The following is a 17,478-nucleotide window of genomic DNA, read 5'->3' as shown; positions in this document are numbered from 1 at the left end:
CCTTAATTTAATAACAATCTTTAAACACAATTATTAATTATGGATTTAAAATAAAAAATTAATAAATTAATCAAAACTATGATTGGAATTTTAGGTGGAATGGGAACTCAAGCTGGTCTTGATTTTTGTAACAAACTTGCAGTTTTAAATAGAGGAAAAATTGATCAAGAGTATCCATTGTTCATACTTTATAATAAGTCAAATATTCCTGGCAGACCTGAATCTATCGGCTCTCAAACTAAAAATCTTTCAAACAAATCTACAAATAAATCAAGTAGAGCTAAATATGATAAAGTTTTAAAGAGTTTGCTTAAAGGTTGTAAACTTCTCGAAAAGAATAAATGTAAATTTATAGTTATACCTTGTAATACAGCTCATTATTGGTTTGATGATTTACAAAATAAAATTAATATTCCAATAATCAATATGCCAAAAGAAGTTTTCAAATTTACAAAAAAAAAATGTAAAAAAAACTCCAAAGTTGGTCTCTTAGCAACTGAGGGTACTCTTAAAACTGGAGTTTATAAAAAATTTTTTGAAAAAGATTATCAATTAATAGAGCCATCTCAAAAAATACAAAAATTGTCAGTTAATAAAGCAATCAAATTAGTTAAAATGGGCAATGTAAAGGCTGCAGCAAAAGCAATTAAACCTGCAATTAATTCCTTAATTAAAATGAAATGTAAAAAAATCATTTTAGGTTGTACAGAACTACCTATTGCGATTTTTGCATTTAAATCATTTAAAAATGTTAAATCCTCAAAAGTTTTCTTAGATCCTAACTTAATTTTGGCTCATTCAGCTATGGTTAAGCACAAAAATTAGTTTATGTCTAGCAAGAGTGAAAAGCCATATGTGCTGAGAGCTGCTGAATTTGTTTATTCAAATATAATGGAAATTAAAAAACAAAATCCTGAAATCAATAATATACAAGCTTTTGAAATATTTATGACTACTAAAGAATATGACATTCTAAGTTCTGGAGAATTTCATGATAAATGGTTTTTAGAACTCAAGAATAATAAATTTATTGACCAAATAACTAAAAAAGAAATAAATCAAGAAACTTTAAGACTTTTAGAACTACAAAAAGATTCTATGGTAAAATTTTTAATGAAGATACCAAAGCTTTATTATACAAAGAGTCATTTTCCACTAGAAATTTCACAAAGAGCTTTTGATCACTTGTGGAGGGTTTGTGAAAGCTATGAAATGTGGTGTAAAGAAACTAAACAAGAAAACTTGATATATCTAAATATTATTGAGTAGTATTATCTATATTGAGTATTGATCTAGTAATCTCTATTCGTTTTTTAAGCAATTTTTGTAAATCTTGATTATATAATTTTTGTCTAGTCATTTTAATTCTTGTTTCGACTAATTGTCTTAAATCTTCATCAAATGAATTTTTTTTTATTTTTATATCTGTTTCTTCGATTAACGTTTCTTTAATTAAAGTTAAAGAATTTTTCCCAGTTTCTTTTTCTATTCTTTGATTAACTATGTATTGAGCACTTGCTTTATAGATATTACCTGAAGTAAGAACTGTAACGCCTGGTCCAACAAATGAAAGAATGGGTACAAAACCTGTCAAAAAGAAAAAGGACAGTATTATTGTTAAAATTCTAAATAATCTAAACTTCATGACTGAACTTTAGGTGATTTGGTATTTTGTTTCTACATCTAATTTGTTCATTATAGGTACTGAATTGTTTGATTTTATTTAATTTATTTGTTTATTAAACATGATGATTAAAATATTCCCTTTTATATTTATACTTTTATGGTCCTCTGCTTTCATAACAACCAAACCTATTATAGACAATAGTGATCCATTTTCGGCTCTGGCTTTTAGATTTGCTTTGGTTGCTTTAGGTTTTTTTTTATTTTCTATTTATTCAAAACAAAAAATTCTAGTAAGCAAAAGAAACTTTTTTGAGTCTTTTTTTAGTGGTGTATTATTTCATGGTTTTTATCTTGGTGGTGTCTTTTACTCAATTTCAATAGGTATGCCTACAGCAATTGCAGCATTAATTGTAACACTTCAACCAGTTCTCACAAATGCATTAAGTGGTCCAATTTTAAATGAGAAAGTATCTACAAAACAATGGATAGGTGTTTTGTTAGGATTTGCTGGTGCAGGACTTGTATTGGGTTTTGATGTTGGTTCCAAAATACCAGCAACAGGATTGATCGCAACAATAATAGCTTTATTAGCAATTACATTTTCAACTTTATGGCAAAAAAAATTAAGTAACAACTTACCGTTGTCTGTGAGTAATATGAATCAAGCTATTGGCGGGTGTTTGTTTCATTTATTAATAATTCTTTTGTTTGTTGATCCATATATTGAATTCTCACAAACATTTATTATTGCAATGAGCCATCAAATATTCTTGGTATCCTTTGGGGCATTTACAATATTAATGTTTTTAATTAAAAATAATTCAGCAAGCAAAACTGTTTCTATATTTTTTTTAATTCCGGCAACTTCTGCTTTTATGGCATGGCTTTTCTTAAATGAAAGTTTAACTAGTTTAGATTTAATTGGATTTCTAATTACTTCTATAGGTGTTTATATTGCAACAAGAGATTGAAAATTTAAGTTTATAAAGTTTCAAAGCCAAACTCTAGAGATGCGTCCGTGATAGAATGATATAAAGATTCGCCAAAACTTCTCAAACCAAATAACCTTACTTTATTTGGATTATCACCCAACTTATCTACTGTAAAAGCTATTCCATTATAAGTTGAGTTTATTGAATTATTTTTATCTAATGTATTAAAATTAAAGGGACATCCTTTTTTCAAAACTTCTATCGAATCATTTCCTTCGATTTCAATAATAGCTCTAGAATGAGATAAATCTGTTATAGCAAAATCTGTATCTTTAAAATTATCTGATACATTTTTAATTAAATCTTTTTTTGTTGAAACTAAAAGCCAATTTTTTGGTCCATTCCAAATAATCCTTGTATTTTCATTAAATACTACAGTTAAAGGTTCATTTTTTAATTTTAAACCATCAATATCAATACCCTCAAATGAAAGTGAAGAATTTTTGTACTGAACTATTTGAACAATTAATAAATTTTTGATTTCAGATATTTTAAGTAAATCATTTTCATTTTTACCCTCAAAATCTCCGAATTGACCTTTTGTATGAACATTTGATAAAGCTGAAATTAATGTCATGATCTAACTCTTTCACCTTTCGGGTCTACATAATGTGATGAAACTATCTCTACTGGTATTACTTTGTTTTTAAGTGGCGACATCGCAAAAAGCTTTTGACCGATCATATTTTTTCCATCTTTCAAAATTGCCAAAGAAAAAGGATTGTCATATTCAACACTCCAGCAAGATGCAGAGATATGACCTAATTTTGGATTTGGTAATGGTGCTTTATCATCTTTAACTAAGTGAGAGCCTTCTGGTATACTTGTTTGTTTATCTAATGGAACTACGCCCACTATTCTTTGTCTATCTTCAGCTATAAATGCAGATCTTTGTAATGATCTTTTTCCAATAAAATCTTTCTTTTTACTAACAAGACCTTCTAAGGCGTTGTCGAATGGAATTGTTCTACCATCAAGTTCTGATCCAGCAACATGTCCCATTTCAATTCTTAGAGTTGATAATGCTTCTGTTCCATATGGTTGAATTTTAAATTCTTCACCAATTTCCATTATCTTTTCCCACATAAAATTTCCATAATCAGACTCAACATTTACCTCATAAGCAAGTTCACCTGAAAACGAAATTCTAAATATTCTTGCTTTAACACCAAATAAATCTCCCTCCATATAGCCCATAAAAGGTAAGCCTGCATTTGATACATCAGAGTTTGGAAATAATTTTTGTAATAAATCTCGAGATTTAGGTCCAGCAATAGCTGCTCCAGCCCACTGTTCTGTAGTTGAAACTACATTCACATTTAATTCAGGCCAAACGAGTTGCAAATAATATTCTAAATGCGAAAGAACATTTGCTGCTTGAGCTGTTGTCGTCGTCATATGATAATGATTTTCAGAAATTCTTGTAGTTGTACCGTCATCCATTACAATTCCATCTTCTCTTAACATTACACCATATCTAGCTTTACCGACTGGCAGCTTCAACCATGCATTTGTATAGACTCTATTTAATAACTCTGCTGCATCAGGACCTTTGACATCAATTTTTCCTAAAGTTGTTACGTCACAAACTCCAACATTTGTTCTTACATTTTTAGCCTCTCTTTTAGAGGCCTCAAATAAATTTTCATTTCCTCTTTTATAATACCTGGGTCTTAACCAAACACCTGCATCAACAAAGACTGCATTATTTTTTTCATGCCAAGAATGCATTGGAGATTTTCTTGTTGGTTTTGAATGTTTTCCAACCTCTCTTCCTACTATTGCTCCAATAGAAATAGGAGTATATGGAGGCCTAAAAGTCGTATGACCCACAGCAGGAACAACTTTGTTTTCAATTTCGGATACTAATTGTAATCCATTTAAATTACTTGTTTTTCCTTGGTCTGTTGCCATTCCTAGAGTGGTGTATCTTTTAACGTGTTCAATTGATCGATATCCCTCTCTTAAAGCTATTTCTATATCAGATACCGCTACATCATTTTGGAAATCTAAAAATCTTTTATAATTTTTACCTTTTGGCAATGGAACACACCAAAACTTATCATGTTGAGAAGATTTCTTTTCAACAACATTTGGAATAGTTATCTCATTATCATTTTCAGTAATTTTTTTTGCTAATTCACTTCCTGCTTTAAATGAAGTTTTTAATGTTTCATCAAGCGAAAATACTCCATTTGCTGCACCTAAAGTAATTTCATTTTGTTTTGATTGACCTGGAACAAATGCATCAATTTCTTCTTTAAACTTTGTTTTATTTCCTGATTGTGAAGCTAAATGAATAGTTGGCGTCCAAAAACCTGAGACGCAAATGCAATCACATTGTATATTTTCTATTTTACCAAGTTGTTTTTTGTCCTCAGAAATACTTGCAATATCTGCCGATTTTACTTTTTTGTATCCTTGTGCTGCAACCACAACATATGAATTTTTAATATTAATTCCTAAATTTTTTGCCTCATCAATTATTTCTGACTCAGGGTTTTTTCTTGAGTCTAAAACAACTGGATCTACTCCATGTTTTTTAAATTCAATTGCTGTTTCGTATCCACTATCGTTATTTGTAAATACCAATGGTTTTCTTCCAACTAAAACACCATATACTTTTAAATATTCTTTAGCAGCTGAAGAGAGCATTACCCCTGGTGTATCATTATTTCCAAATACTATTGGTCTTTCAATTGATCCTGAGGAAATTAAAACTTCTTTTGCTCGAATGTACCATAATCTTTTGTTAGGGTGATATTTTTTAGTTGATGGTAAATGATCACTAACTTTTTCTGACATCACAAGCATGTTGTGATCATAGTATCCAAAAATTTGAGATCTATTTTTCACAATAACATTTGGCATAGTTTTGAGTTCTGCAATTATCCCTTCAGCCCAATCTTTTCCTGATTGATTTCCAATATTGACATCACTAGTTAATAAAGATCCACCAAATCTTGGTTTATCTTCAGCTAAAATTACTTTAGCTCCATTTTTTGCTGCTGCATATGCACCAGCTAATCCCGAAGGTCCTGAGCCTGCAATTAATAAATCACAATATTCGTATTTATGTTCATACCTTTCTTTATCATGTTTTGTTGAAGCAACACCTAAACCAGCTGCTTTTCTTATGAAAGGCTCATAAATTCGATACCAAAAACTTTTTGGCCACATAAAAGTTTTGTAGTAAAAACCTGCTGGTAAAAAAATTCTCAAAAAATTATTTATTGCACCAATATCAAAATTAACACTTGGCCAACAATTCACACTTTTTGCTTCTAAACCTTCAAATAGTTCCTGCTCTGTTGCTTTAATGTTAGGTTCTGTTTCACCATTTCTATAAAGTTGAACAACTGCATAAGGTTCATCTACACCAGCTCCAAAGAAACCTCTAGGTCTGTGATATTTAAAACTTCTTCCTACTAAATGAACTCCATTTGCCAATAAAGCTGAAGCTAATGTGTCACCCTCATAACCAAAGTAATTTTTACCATTAAATTTAAAAGATAATTTTTTATCTCTATTTATTAATCCCCCATTTTCAATTCTAAAAGCTTGTGTCATTAAGCAACTTCCTCGTCAGCTTTAAAAGTTCTAAATATTTCATGAGTTGCGGTATCTCTCTCAACTTTAATCCATTGCCTGCATCCAGAAATATGTTGCCAAAGCTCCAAGTGTTTTCCTCTTAAACTTTTTCGGTTATAAACAAAATCATCCCAATCTTTATCAGAAATTTCTGTATTTAATTCTGGTCTCTTAACACTTGCATCACCACCGTATGAAAATTCATTCTGAGATCTCATTCCACAGTGTGGGCAATTTATGTAAAGCATTTATGATATCCAAGTTTTTGTTCCAAGTCCCTTTTCATCAATAAGGTGGCCAGTACTAAATCTATTTAAACTGTAACCAGCGTTTAATTCATGAACTCTATCTTGTGCAATAGTGTGAGCAAATGTCCAACCTGAGGCAGGTGTAGCTTTAAATCCTCCATAACACCATCCACAATTTAAATACAAACCTTCAATATGAGTTTTATCAATAATTGGTGAACCGTCCATTGACATATCCATAATACCACCCCAAGTTCTAAGCATTTTTAATTTGCTTAAAAATGGCATCATCGCAATCCCTTCTGTCAATACATGCTGTAATGTTGGTAAGTTTCCTCTTTGAGCATAACTATTATAACCATCAAGATCACCGCCCATTACCATCTCACCTTTGTCAGATTGACTTACATAAAAGTGTCCTGCACCAAACGTAACTACATTATCTAAAACTGGTTTAACTGGCTCAGAAACACATGCTTGGAGTAAATGAGTTTCAATTGGTAATGTCATATTTAATTTTTCTGCTAAAATATTTGTGCTACCAGCAACACATAAACCAACTTTTTTTGCTTTAATATTTCCTCTTGAAGTTCTAATGCCATTTATTTTTCCTGCTGAAACATCAAATCCAATTACTTCACAATTCTGAATAATATCTACCCCCATTGAATCTGCCTGACGTGCATAACCCCATGCAACAGCATCATGTCTTGCTGTGCCTGCACTTGGTTGCATCAAACCACCAAAAATTGGAAATCTCACGTTTTCAGAAAAATCAGCCATTGGAATAATTTCTTTAACTTGCTCTTTATTTAAAAGAACAGCATCTATTCCATTTAATCTCATAGAATTTCCTCTTCTCGCGTATGCATTCATTTGTGCATCAGAATGCGCAAGATTAATTATTCCTCTTGGAGAAAACATTACATTGTAGTTAAGATCCTGACTCATCTTTCTCCATAAATCCATTCCAAACTCACTGAACAAACCATTTTCGTCATGCATGTAATTGGATCTAATAATTGTAGTGTTACGTCCTACATTTCCTCCACCAATCCACCCTTTCTCAATAATTGCAACTTTTGTAATGTTGTGTTCTTTTGCAAGATAATACGCTGTAGCTAATCCATGGCCTCCACCACCAATAATTACAACATCATATTCTTCCTTAGGTGTTGGATCTTTCCAGGCTAAATCCCAATTCTCATGGTTTGAAAAAGCGTTTTTAACAAGGTTAAATATAGAATATTTTTGCATTTAATAATTTTATAACAATCAATTTAAATAGTGCTTATTTTTTTTATATATATTTTTTAGAAGTTTCCAAAAATAGCAAAAAAGGATAAGAAGTCACAGATAAAAAACTTTTAATTTATTTGATTATTTATGGCCGAGGTAAAATCTGACATTCAAATAGCTCGAGAAGCTAGGATGCAACCAATAAAAGATATTCTTTCCAAGGTTGGTGTCCCTGATGAAAATTTTGCTTTTAGTCCAATGGGAAGACACATAGCCAAAATAAATCTGGAATATTTAAAAACTCTTAAAAAAGAAAATGGTAAATTAATTTTAGTTACAGCAATCACTCCCACTCCTGCTGGGGAGGGTAAAACAACAACTTCAGTTGGGTTGAATGATGGTTTAAATAAAATTGGAAAAAAATCTATTGTTTGTTTAAGAGAACCAAGTCTTGGTCCATCATTTGGAATGAAGGGTGGAGCTGCTGGCGGTGGTTATGCCCAAGTAGTACCAATGGAACAAATCAATCTTCATTTTACAGGTGACTTTCATGCTATTACATCTGCACATAATTTACTATCTGCATTAATTGATAATCATATTTATTGGGGTAACAAACTTAACATTGATGTTAGAAGAGTTGTTTGGAGAAGAGTAATGGATATGAATGATAGATCCTTAAGATCGATCATCGTTGATCTGGGAGGAGTGGCTAATGGTTACCCTAGACAAGATAGTTTTGATATTACAGTTGCGTCTGAGCTAATGGCTATTTTTTGTTTAGCAACAGACCTTAAAGATTTAGAAAATAGAATTGGTAATATTACAATTGGTTATACAAGAGATAAGCAATCAATTTATGCAAAAGATTTAAATGCACAAGGTCCAATGACCGTTTTACTAAAAGAAGCGATAAGACCCAATGTAACTCAAACTCTAGAAAACAATCCTGCAATAATTCATGGTGGTCCTTTTGCGAATATTGCTCACGGATGTAATTCGGTTATTGCAACTAAAGCTGGACTTAAATTAGCTGACTACGTTGTAACAGAGGCGGGATTCGGAGCTGATTTAGGAGCAGAAAAATTTCTTGATATTAAATGTAGAAAATCTGATCTCAAACCAGATTGTGTTGTTATTGTAGCAACAATCAGAGCACTAAAAATGCATGGAGGAGTTGCTAAAGAAGATTTAAAAAAAGAAAATGTATCTGCACTAAAAGAAGGAATGGTAAATTTACGTAGACATATAAATAATATTAGAAAATTTGGATTACCTGTTACTGTTGCAGTTAATCATTTTATCACTGATACAGAAGATGAAATGAAAACATTGTTAGATTTTTGTGAAACTCAAGGAGTAAAAGCTTCTAAATGTACTCATTGGTCAAATGGAAGTGAAGGAACTATTGAATTAGCTAAAAATGTTACAGAAATTTGCGAGGACAAAAAAGATACATTTAAATTTTTATATGAAGATGATCTCCCACTATTCAAAAAAATAGAAAAAATTGCACAAGAAATATATAGCGCCTCTGAAGTAGTGGCAGATACAAAAGTTAGACAACAGTTAAAAGATTTTGAAGAAAAAGGTTACGGTAAGCTACCTGTTTGTATAGCAAAAACTCAATATAGTTTTTCAACAGATCCAAATTTAAAAGGTGCACCCACAGGTCATGTTTTGCCTGTAAGAGAAGTAAGACTTTCTTCTGGTGCTGAATTTATAGTTGTTGTGTGTGGAGAAATTATGACAATGCCAGGCCTTCCAAGAGTTCCTGCAGCCGACTCTATAAAATTAAATGACAAAGGTGAAATAGAAGGTTTATTCTAAATTTAAGTAGTTTAACCAATTCTCTAATTCTCTCATTCTAGAAACTTTATCTAATTTATTATTCTCAGTTTCTATATGTTTAATGTGATTATCTATCTCATTCTCATCTTTAAATGCACCTTTTTCTAAAAGTCTTTTTTTTCTGAAAATAATCAAATTGATCATTTTATTATAAGTAATCTCAGGGTGGTATTGAAGGCCCCATATATTACAGTTACCAACTTTAAAATTTATTCCTTGAACATTATTAATTGAGTTTGAGGCTAATAAAATTGAATTTTCTGGCATTGTAACTACTTCATCAAAATTAAATGCAGGTGTATTAAATTTTTGATCTTTATTTTTATAGAGTGGATGATTTAAACCAATTTCATTAATTTCTACATTTGAGGCAATCCCTTTATGAGATCCTTTTGTCGCTTTTTTTACATCCCCTCCTGCTGCAGTCACAGCTACTTGCATACCCCAACATATTGCTAGAATTTTTTTAATTTTTTTCTGACACTCTTTCATAAATTCAATTTGTCTTTTTATTTCTGGAGTATTGTTATAAATATTTAAACTACTCCCACCCCAAATAAGGCCATCGTAGCTTTCAAGTACATCAATATTTTTATCAATATTCTCATCTGAGGAAGGATTAACCACGTCGGTTTCTAATTTATCTGTAAAATACGCTAAACTATCTTTAAGACTTTCCGTATGTGTTTGAATACCAGCTGCAGAAAAACTTTGATTTTCTTCTCGTAAGTTTCCTTCTACAATTAATATTTTTTTCATTAAAATAATTCTCCAGAAATGCTTTTTATATAAATTTCTTTTAGATCATTTTGACTTAATTTTTTGGGATTTCCTCCTGTAGATGGATCTTCAAAGGCCATTAAGGAAAGTTCATCTAAATCAACATTATTACAATCCATTACATCTGACAATTTATGTGGAATATTTAAATTATTTCTTAATTCTAAAATCCAATTTAAAAAACTATCAAATTTTTTATTTAAATTAAGATAATCACAAATCGATATTATTTTATTTTCAATTGAAGGTTTATTAAATGTTAAAACATAAGGCATAAATATTGCATTAGATAAACCATGGTGAACATTAAATTTACCGTTTACAGGATGGCTCAAAGAGTGAATTGCACCCAGTCCCTTTTGAAATGCAGTCGATCCCATTGAAGCAGCTGAAAGCAAATCCATTCTAGCCTTAACATCTTTTCCATTTGTGAATGCTTTGATTAATGAATTTTTAATTAATTTCATTCCTTCTATTGCCATACCATCAGCCATTGGATGGTATCCTGGTGCACAAAACGCTTCTAAATTATGTGCAAGCGCATCCATTCCTGTTGCCGCTGTTAATCTTGGAGATAAATCTAATGTAAGTAAAGGATCTAAAATAACAATCGAAGGTAACATTTTTGGGTGAAAAATAATTTTTTTTGCACCTGTTTCTTTGTTTATAATTGCAGATGCTCTACCTGTTTCGGATCCTGTTCCAGCAGTGGTTGGAACTGCAATAATTTTTGAAATTTTAGAACTATCAGCTCTTGTCCAGTAATCACCAATATCCTCAAAATCCCATATTGGTCGAGATTGATTGCACATAAATGCTATAGCTTTTCCAACATCTAAACCACTTCCGCCTCCTAAAGCTATTACACCGTCACAGTTCGAGGTATTATAAACTTTAACACCTTGTTCTACATTTTCTCCAATTGGATTTCCCGTAAAATTAGAAAAGATAGCTAAATTTTCAAAACTTTTTTTTAATCTTAATATTATATTTTTTATTAAATCTAAGTTAATTAAATCCTTGTCTGTTACAAATAATGGATTTGAAATATTTAACTCTTTACAGGCTAAGGATAAATCTTCAATTCTATTTTCTCCTATCCACATAGTGGTTGGATAATTCCAATTAATACCCATAACAAAATATAATTTTATTTTTTTAAAAATTGTTAGTAAGATATATTTATAAATTTATTAATGATAGGAAAAATTCTATGTCAAAAGTAGCAATCATAGGCGCTGGTCCATGTGGACTTTCAATTTTAAGAGCATTTGAGCATTTAGAAAATAAAGGAGAAAAAATTCCAGAAATAGTTTGCTTTGAAAAACAAGAAAGTTGGGGTGGTTTATGGAACTACAACTGGAGAACTGGTTCAGATCAATACGGAGATCCTGTGCCTAACAGTATGTACAGATACTTATGGTCTAATGGACCTAAAGAGTGTTTAGAATTTGCTGATTATTCTTTTGATGAACATTTTGGAAAACCAATTCCCTCTTTCCCTCCAAGAGAGGTGCTGCAAGATTATATTTTAGGAAGAGTGAGCAAAGGAAATATAAAAAGTAAGATTAAATTTAATACAAGAGTTACAAATACTGTTTATAAAAATGATAGGTTTGAAATTAGCTACCAGGACAAAGTAAATAATAAAATTTTAAATGAAACGTTTGATTATGTGGTAGTCTCGACGGGTCATTTTTCCGTACCTTTTATTCCTGAGTATGAAGGAATGAATTCTTTTCCAGGAAGAATAATGCACTCACATGATTTTAGAGATGCTGAAGAATTTAGAGGAAAAGATGTAATTGTTTTAGGGAGCAGTTATTCTGCAGAAGATGTGGCTCTACAATGTAATAAGTATGGTGCTAAAAGTGTAACAATCGGTTACAGGCATAACCCAATGGGTTTCAAATGGCCAAAAGGTATGAAAGAAGTTCATTACTTAGACAGGTTAGAAGGGAAAAAAGCCATATTTAAAGATGGAACTGAACAAAATGCTGACGTAGTTATTTTGTGTACAGGATATTTGCATCATTTCCCATTTTTAGATGAAAGCTTAAAATTAAAAACACATAACAGATTATATCCACCAAAACTTTACAAAGGAGTTGTGTGGCAAGATAATCATAAACTTTTATATTTAGGTATGCAGGATCAGTTTCACACATTTAATATGTTTGATTGTCAAGGATGGTATGCAAGAGATGTGATAATGGGAAAAATCAAAATGCCTAGTAATGATGAAATAGATAAAGACATTAATAAGTGGGTTTCAATGGAAGAAAAATTAGAAAATCCTGATCAAATGATTGATTTTCAAACGGAATATACCAAAGAACTTCATGATATGTCCGATTATCCTAAAATTGATTTTGAATTAATTAGGAAACATTTCAAAGAATGGGAACATCATAAAGTAGAGGATATTCTAACTTATAGAAATAAATCATTTTCATCTCCTGTAACTGGATCAGTTGCACCAATTCATCACACACCTTGGGAAAAAGCGATGGATGACTCTATGAAAACTTTTTTAAATAAATAGAAAATTAATATTTAATTTTTAATTTTTTGTTTTTAACAATTGCCTCTAATAAAGAGATCATTAACGGAACTTTTCGTTTATTAATTTTTTTAAATACAAAAGGAGCAATTTCTATTGCTAAATCAGCACCTTCTACTGTATCATTTTTCATAAACTTTTTCTTTGCCCGGGTAAAAGTATAGCCTTTTCCAAGATATTCTCCCATTTTACTATTTCTTCCTCCCATTGCACTCACGTATAAATCTCCTAAACCTGCCAGACCATAAACAGTTTCTTTTTTTCCTTTAAAATAATTTGCAAGATATTTCATTTCATCAATTGATTTTCGGAATAAAGCCGATGATGTATTATGCCATTGTCCAGCTCCAATGATCATTGAATAAATATTTTTTATAGCAGATAAAAATTCAACTCCATTAACATCTCTACTAAATTCAGTTTGATAATAATTTGTTGAAATAAATTTTCCAATTTTTTTTGCAGTATTAATATTTTTGTTTGCAACAACAGTGAAGCTTTTAACTTTTTTAGCTAATTCTTTTGCTAAACACGGGCCTTTCAAAACTGAAATATTTAAATTTTTATTATATTTTTTTAATAGGCTAGACATTGAAATTAAATTACTACCATCTAATTTAAGACCTTTTGTTAATACTAAAATAGGCGATTTATTTTTAATTTTTGAAAGATTTTTTCCAATTAAGTCTATTCCAATAGAACTCACAGCAATTACAATTAAGTCCCATTTCTGATTTAAGATGTCGCTTGAAAATTTATATATTTTTAATTTTTGTGGTAAATTTATATTTAATGATGGGTGAATTTTTTTTTTTAAGTTTAATTTTTGTAATAATTTTAAATTATATGGCTCTGTTAATGTAACCGAGTGACCATTATCTAACAATGGTATCGAGAAAGCAGCTCCCATAGCTCCAGCACCAACAATTAATATTTTTTTCATTTTATCTTTATGCTAAGGTTTTTTTAATTGCTTGCTTCCAACCATGCAATATATGATTTCTTAGTTTTTTATTAATTTTCGGCTTAAAAGCTGTATCTTTTTTCCATGTTTTTTTAATTTGATTTAATGATTTGAATTCTCCTACTTGATAACCTGCAAACAAAGCTGCTCCTAAAGCAGTGGTTTCTAAGACTTTAGGTCGAATTACTTTTAAATTAATTACATCTGCCAAAAATTGTGAGAACCAATTATTAGCTACCATACCCCCATCAATTTTAACTATTCTAGGCTTTAAACCATCTTTATTCATTGAGTAAAATAAGTCATAACTTTGATAAGCAACAGACTCGACGGTTGCTCTCACTAAAGTTTTCCAATCACTATCTCTTGTAAGTCCTGTTATTAAACCTCTGGCGTCAGGTCTCCAATAAGGTGCGCCTATTCCACTAAAAGCTGGGACAACATAAACTTCATTATTGCTTTTTGTTGATTTAGCTATTTTTTCAGTTTCATAAGCATTGTTTATTAATTTAATTTTATCCCTTAACCATTGTACGCCTGCTCCTGCTATGAAAATAGATCCTTCAAGAGCATACGTAGTCTTATTATTCAGTCGGTAACAAATTGTAGTTAATAACTTATTTTTTGAATTTATTTTTTTTGATCCAGTGTTCATTATTACAAAAGCACCAGTGCCATAAGTACTTTTTATAGATCCTTTTTCAAAACAAGCTTGCCCTACAGCTGCTGCTTGTTGATCTCCTAAAACAGCTGAAATGGGTATTTCTTTTCCTGTAAGTCTTTTATCTGTTTTTCCAAAATTATCTGCAGAATTTTTTACCTCAGGCAAGATACTCCTTGGAATTTTTAATTTCTGTAAAATTTCATTATCCCATTTATTGTTGTTGATATTAAACAACATGGTTCTACTTGCGTTGGTAGCTTCGGTTAAATGCTGTTTACCTTTGGTTAATTTCCAGATCAAGAAGGTATCCACCGTACCAAACAATAAATTATTAGTTTTTAGTAATTTTTTTGAAACTTTAACATTATCTAAAATCCATTTTATTTTAGTTGCAGAAAAATAAGGATCTATAAATAACCCTGTTTTTTTTCTGAAAGTATTTTCATAATTTATATTCTTTAGAGATTTACAATATTCCTGGGTTCTTCTATCTTGCCATACGATCGCATTATAAATAGGTTTTCCAGTTTTTTTATTCCACAAAATTGTAGTTTCCCTTTGATTTGTAATTCCAATAGTAAGTATATTACCTTTTAAACTTTTAGCTTTTTTAATTACTTGCTTTAATGCTTTAAGTGTTGTCGACCAAATTTCATTTGGATTATGTTCTACCCATCCATTTCTAGGAAAGTATTGTTTAAATTCATATTGAGAAATAAATTTAATGTTCCCTTTAGTGTCAAACAAAACAACTCTTGACGAGGTTGTTCCTTGATCAATGGAGACAATAAATTTTTTCAAAATACTAAGCTATGCCAAGATGTTTTTTTCTTTTTCCAACCCAAGTTCTAATCAAATTATCAAAAATCAATCCTATAAACGCAACACAGATACCGAGAGTTAAACCAATTCCTGCTCCATTTTTATCTGAAAGTGCTTTTAAAATGTATTGACCAAGATCTTCTGTTCCAATGAAAGCTCCAATTATCACCATAAATAAAGCAAAAACTATTGTTTGATTTAAACCAAGCATCATATGTGGAAATGCTAATGGAAACTCAATTTTTGTTAATCTTTGAAATTTATTTACACCAGACATTGTTGCAGCTTCATGTAAGCCAACAGGAACACTTCTAAGTCCTTCTATTGTATATCTAGTTGCAGGAATTGTTGCATAGACAATTACAGCAATTAAAACAGATGTATCTGTTATTCCAAAAAGCATCATTACAGGAATTAAATATACAAATGATGGGAATGTTTGAAATATATCGCAAACACCTAGCATAAATGCTGCGGATTTTTTGTTTTGAAAACATAATGTTCCAACTGTAAATCCTATTAAACAAGAAATAACTACACCAAAAGTCGCCATGTATAACGTTACTAGCGCTCTATCCCACCATGGACTTAATGCTATAAATAAAGTCAAAGCTGCAACAACTAATGCTGATCGAACTCCTCCAATTAAATATCCTGCACCAACTGCTAGTACCAATGTAGCTACTGCAGGCATTCTTAAATATAAAGCTCTCATCGGCTGAAGCACATCTTGAATTAACCATGTATTGAATGCTTTAATATACACGAAGAAAGTATCAAAAATCCAATCAACTCCTTTATTCCAAAAATCTGCTGTTGATATTCCTTTATTATGAGGAATTTCAAAGAAGTAATTAAAACTACCTTTGAAAATAAAAGTCCCAACGTATGCAAGAATTATTCCAATTACGAATGAAGCTGCAAAAAATATTGCGTTTTTATTTCTTTGGAAAAATGTCAGATTACCAAAATAATCTGTTTGTTTATTTGCCCATGCTAAAGACATTTTATCAAGTAAAATTGCAATTAAACTAATACATAAACCAGCCTCAAGTGCCAGCCCTATATTGAGCTGATTAAGTGCTAACAACAAATTAAATCCTAATCCTTTCGCACCAATGAACGCAGATATAACTGCCATTGAAAAACAAACCATAATAACTTGGTTAACTCCAATTAAAATATCTCTTCTTGCTGTTGGAATTAGTACCTTCAACATTAATTGCCAATTGGTACAGCCACTCATTCTTCCAGCTTCAATAACTTCTGGTGGTATAGCTCTTAAACCTAATATTGTTAATAATATCATTGGTGGAACCGCAACAACCATAGTAATAATTACAGCAGCGTGATCACCTACTCCAAATAAAACAAGTGCAGGAACTAATACAGCGTATTGTGGCATAGTCTGCATTACTAGAAGAATTGGGTACAATGCTTTTTCAACACGTTTACTTTTGTAAGCTGCAATACCCAGGCCTAAACCAAAAATAAATGAAAGTGGAGCTGCAACAAGTATAAAAGAAAGCGTTTGCATTGATGGTTTCCACTGACCAAATATAGAAATATAGATCATTGTTAAACCTGCAAACAAAGCCAATCCTTTTCCACTTAATTTATAAGATAGTAGAGCTGCTCCAGCTGCAACAATGGTCCAAGGTAAACCTGGTAACTCTAACCATGGATAAGCATCAATAAAATCCCAACTTGTAAATGCAACAATAGTTTCTAAACCTCCAAGTAAAATTTCCCTAATTAATTCAATTAAAAAAGTCATAAATGAAGTTAAATTTCTACTTATCTCTAATAATAATGGTCGAGTTTTAAATTCTTGAGTATCTTCGTTCCAAAACTCCATTGGCATCCATTCATTCATTAAGAAAAATAAAGAGTCGTTTATCCAAATAGGCAGCCATCCTAGAAGTGGAGGCAATCTCCAAAATACATCAAAGGCATAATACCTAACCTCTTTACCTAGAAAAAAGTAAACACTTTGGTTTGGATCTTTAACAAATTCAGCCTGGCCTCTTATAAATTTATAAGTTTCAGGAACATCAATTGCAAAACATAAAGAAAAAAATACAATTAATAAAAATAACCATTGAAATAATTTTGGATATTTTTTTAAATACTCCATA

Annotated in this window: 15 protein-coding genes; 5 read left to right on the top strand and 10 right to left on the bottom strand. The window is 30.8% G+C overall.

From position 1 onward, the window contains the following. The first annotated feature begins 78 nt into the window (after positions 1-78). Complete coding sequence (locus ACTT88_RS01620; protein ID WP_440907634.1) at positions 79-825, top strand: aspartate/glutamate racemase family protein; 747 nt, start codon at positions 79-81, stop codon at positions 823-825. A 3-nt stretch (positions 826-828) separates the two neighbouring features. Beyond that, the gene (locus tag ACTT88_RS01615) at positions 829-1,269 is read left to right on the top strand and encodes a hypothetical protein (RefSeq protein WP_440907633.1); all 441 of its coding nucleotides are present in this window, start codon (positions 829-831) and stop codon (positions 1,267-1,269) included. On the opposite strand, the gene ACTT88_RS01610 is transcribed toward ACTT88_RS01615, so the two are convergent. Further along, the gene (locus ACTT88_RS01610; RefSeq protein ID WP_440907632.1) at positions 1,259-1,645 is read right to left on the bottom strand and encodes a hypothetical protein; all 387 of its coding nucleotides are present in this window, start codon (positions 1,643-1,645) and stop codon (positions 1,259-1,261) included. The genes ACTT88_RS01615 and ACTT88_RS01610 overlap by 11 nt on opposite strands. A gap of 103 nt (positions 1,646-1,748) precedes the next feature. Between ACTT88_RS01610 and ACTT88_RS01605 the strand changes: the two genes are divergently transcribed. Next, positions 1,749-2,597, top strand: a complete 849-nt coding sequence (locus ACTT88_RS01605) for a DMT family transporter (RefSeq protein WP_440907631.1) — start codon at positions 1,749-1,751, stop codon at positions 2,595-2,597. 10 nt (positions 2,598-2,607) lie between these two features. Here ACTT88_RS01605 and ACTT88_RS01600 read toward each other — a convergent pair whose 3' ends face one another. Genes ACTT88_RS01600 through ACTT88_RS01585 form a run of 4 tightly spaced genes read right to left on the bottom strand, consistent with a single transcriptional unit; the run spans position 2,608 to position 7,714 of the window. Then, positions 2,608-3,195 (bottom strand): sarcosine oxidase, encoded by a 588-nt coding sequence (locus tag ACTT88_RS01600; RefSeq protein ID WP_440907630.1) that lies wholly within the window; start codon positions 3,193-3,195, stop codon positions 2,608-2,610. Continuing rightward, on the bottom strand, positions 3,192-6,188 hold the full coding sequence (locus tag ACTT88_RS01595) for a sarcosine oxidase subunit alpha family protein (protein WP_440907629.1): 2,997 nt from the start codon (positions 6,186-6,188) through the stop codon (positions 3,192-3,194). The genes ACTT88_RS01600 and ACTT88_RS01595 overlap by 4 nt, the downstream gene beginning before the upstream one ends. Beyond that, the gene (locus ACTT88_RS01590) at positions 6,188-6,457 is read right to left on the bottom strand and encodes a sarcosine oxidase subunit delta (RefSeq protein WP_440907628.1); all 270 of its coding nucleotides are present in this window, start codon (positions 6,455-6,457) and stop codon (positions 6,188-6,190) included. The genes ACTT88_RS01595 and ACTT88_RS01590 overlap by 1 nt, the downstream gene beginning before the upstream one ends. Continuing rightward, on the bottom strand, positions 6,458-7,714 hold the full coding sequence (locus ACTT88_RS01585; protein ID WP_440907627.1) for a sarcosine oxidase subunit beta family protein: 1,257 nt from the start codon (positions 7,712-7,714) through the stop codon (positions 6,458-6,460). A gap of 129 nt (positions 7,715-7,843) precedes the next feature. On the opposite strand from ACTT88_RS01585, the gene ACTT88_RS01580 reads away from it, so the two are divergent. Beyond that, positions 7,844-9,526, top strand: a complete 1,683-nt coding sequence (locus tag ACTT88_RS01580) for a formate--tetrahydrofolate ligase (RefSeq protein ID WP_440907626.1) — start codon at positions 7,844-7,846, stop codon at positions 9,524-9,526. Here the strand turns inward: ACTT88_RS01580 and ACTT88_RS01575 are convergent. Together ACTT88_RS01575 and ACTT88_RS01570 are read right to left on the bottom strand one after the other, a co-directional pair. Then, positions 9,518-10,306, bottom strand: a complete 789-nt coding sequence (locus ACTT88_RS01575; protein WP_440907625.1) for a glutamine amidotransferase-related protein — start codon at positions 10,304-10,306, stop codon at positions 9,518-9,520. The two genes, ACTT88_RS01580 and ACTT88_RS01575, sit on opposite strands and share 9 nt — an antisense overlap. Further along, positions 10,306-11,463, bottom strand: coding sequence for an iron-containing alcohol dehydrogenase (locus tag ACTT88_RS01570; RefSeq protein WP_440907624.1), 1,158 nt, complete (start codon positions 11,461-11,463; stop codon positions 10,306-10,308). Before ACTT88_RS01570 ends, ACTT88_RS01575 begins: the two co-directional genes overlap by 1 nt. A gap of 77 nt (positions 11,464-11,540) precedes the next feature. Between ACTT88_RS01570 and ACTT88_RS01565 the strand changes: the two genes are divergently transcribed. Further along, a complete protein-coding gene (locus tag ACTT88_RS01565) occupies positions 11,541-12,872 on the top strand; it encodes an NAD(P)-binding domain-containing protein (protein ID WP_440907623.1) in 1,332 nt (443 codons plus the stop codon). Positions 12,873-12,876: 4 nt separating this feature from the next. On the opposite strand, the gene ACTT88_RS01560 is transcribed toward ACTT88_RS01565, so the two are convergent. The 3 genes from ACTT88_RS01560 to ACTT88_RS01550 are packed head-to-tail and all read right to left on the bottom strand — an operon-like array spanning position 12,877 to position 17,477. Then, positions 12,877-13,833 (bottom strand): 2-dehydropantoate 2-reductase N-terminal domain-containing protein, encoded by a 957-nt coding sequence (locus tag ACTT88_RS01560; RefSeq protein WP_440907622.1) that lies wholly within the window; start codon positions 13,831-13,833, stop codon positions 12,877-12,879. Positions 13,834-13,840: 7 nt separating this feature from the next. Beyond that, complete coding sequence (gene glpK / locus ACTT88_RS01555) at positions 13,841-15,319, bottom strand: glycerol kinase GlpK (RefSeq protein WP_440907621.1); 1,479 nt, start codon at positions 15,317-15,319, stop codon at positions 13,841-13,843. 4 nt (positions 15,320-15,323) lie between these two features. Further along, positions 15,324-17,477, bottom strand: coding sequence for an ABC transporter permease (locus tag ACTT88_RS01550; protein ID WP_440907620.1), 2,154 nt, complete (start codon positions 17,475-17,477; stop codon positions 15,324-15,326). Between the last annotated feature and the right edge of the window lies 1 nt (position 17,478).

Source organism: Candidatus Pelagibacter sp., from assembly GCF_052046145.1.
In the GTDB taxonomy this organism is placed as follows: Bacteria; Pseudomonadota; Alphaproteobacteria; order Pelagibacterales; family Pelagibacteraceae; genus Pelagibacter.
This window is presented reverse-complemented; position numbering and strand designations above follow the sequence as displayed.

Coding starts and splice junctions, on each gene's coding strand:
- ACTT88_RS01605 (WP_440907631.1), top strand. CDS start 1,749: ATGATTAAAATATTCCCTTTTATATTTATACTTTTATGGTCCTCTGCT.
- ACTT88_RS01615 (WP_440907633.1), top strand. CDS start 829: ATGTCTAGCAAGAGTGAAAAGCCATATGTGCTGAGAGCTGCTGAATTT.
- ACTT88_RS01590 (WP_440907628.1), bottom strand. CDS start 6,457: ATGCTTTACATAAATTGCCCACACTGTGGAATGAGATCTCAGAATGAA.
- ACTT88_RS01575 (WP_440907625.1), bottom strand. CDS start 10,306: ATGAAAAAAATATTAATTGTAGAAGGAAACTTACGAGAAGAAAATCAA.
- ACTT88_RS01560 (WP_440907622.1), bottom strand. CDS start 13,833: ATGAAAAAAATATTAATTGTTGGTGCTGGAGCTATGGGAGCTGCTTTC.
- ACTT88_RS01595 (WP_440907629.1), bottom strand. CDS start 6,188: ATGACACAAGCTTTTAGAATTGAAAATGGGGGATTAATAAATAGAGAT.
- ACTT88_RS01565 (WP_440907623.1), top strand. CDS start 11,541: ATGTCAAAAGTAGCAATCATAGGCGCTGGTCCATGTGGACTTTCAATT.
- ACTT88_RS01580 (WP_440907626.1), top strand. CDS start 7,844: ATGGCCGAGGTAAAATCTGACATTCAAATAGCTCGAGAAGCTAGGATG.
- ACTT88_RS01600 (WP_440907630.1), bottom strand. CDS start 3,195: ATGACATTAATTTCAGCTTTATCAAATGTTCATACAAAAGGTCAATTC.
- ACTT88_RS01585 (WP_440907627.1), bottom strand. CDS start 7,714: ATGCAAAAATATTCTATATTTAACCTTGTTAAAAACGCTTTTTCAAAC.
- ACTT88_RS01610 (WP_440907632.1), bottom strand. CDS start 1,645: ATGAAGTTTAGATTATTTAGAATTTTAACAATAATACTGTCCTTTTTC.
- ACTT88_RS01550 (WP_440907620.1), bottom strand. CDS start 17,477: ATGGAGTATTTAAAAAAATATCCAAAATTATTTCAATGGTTATTTTTA.
- ACTT88_RS01620 (WP_440907634.1), top strand. CDS start 79: ATGATTGGAATTTTAGGTGGAATGGGAACTCAAGCTGGTCTTGATTTT.
- ACTT88_RS01570 (WP_440907624.1), bottom strand. CDS start 11,463: ATGGGTATTAATTGGAATTATCCAACCACTATGTGGATAGGAGAAAAT.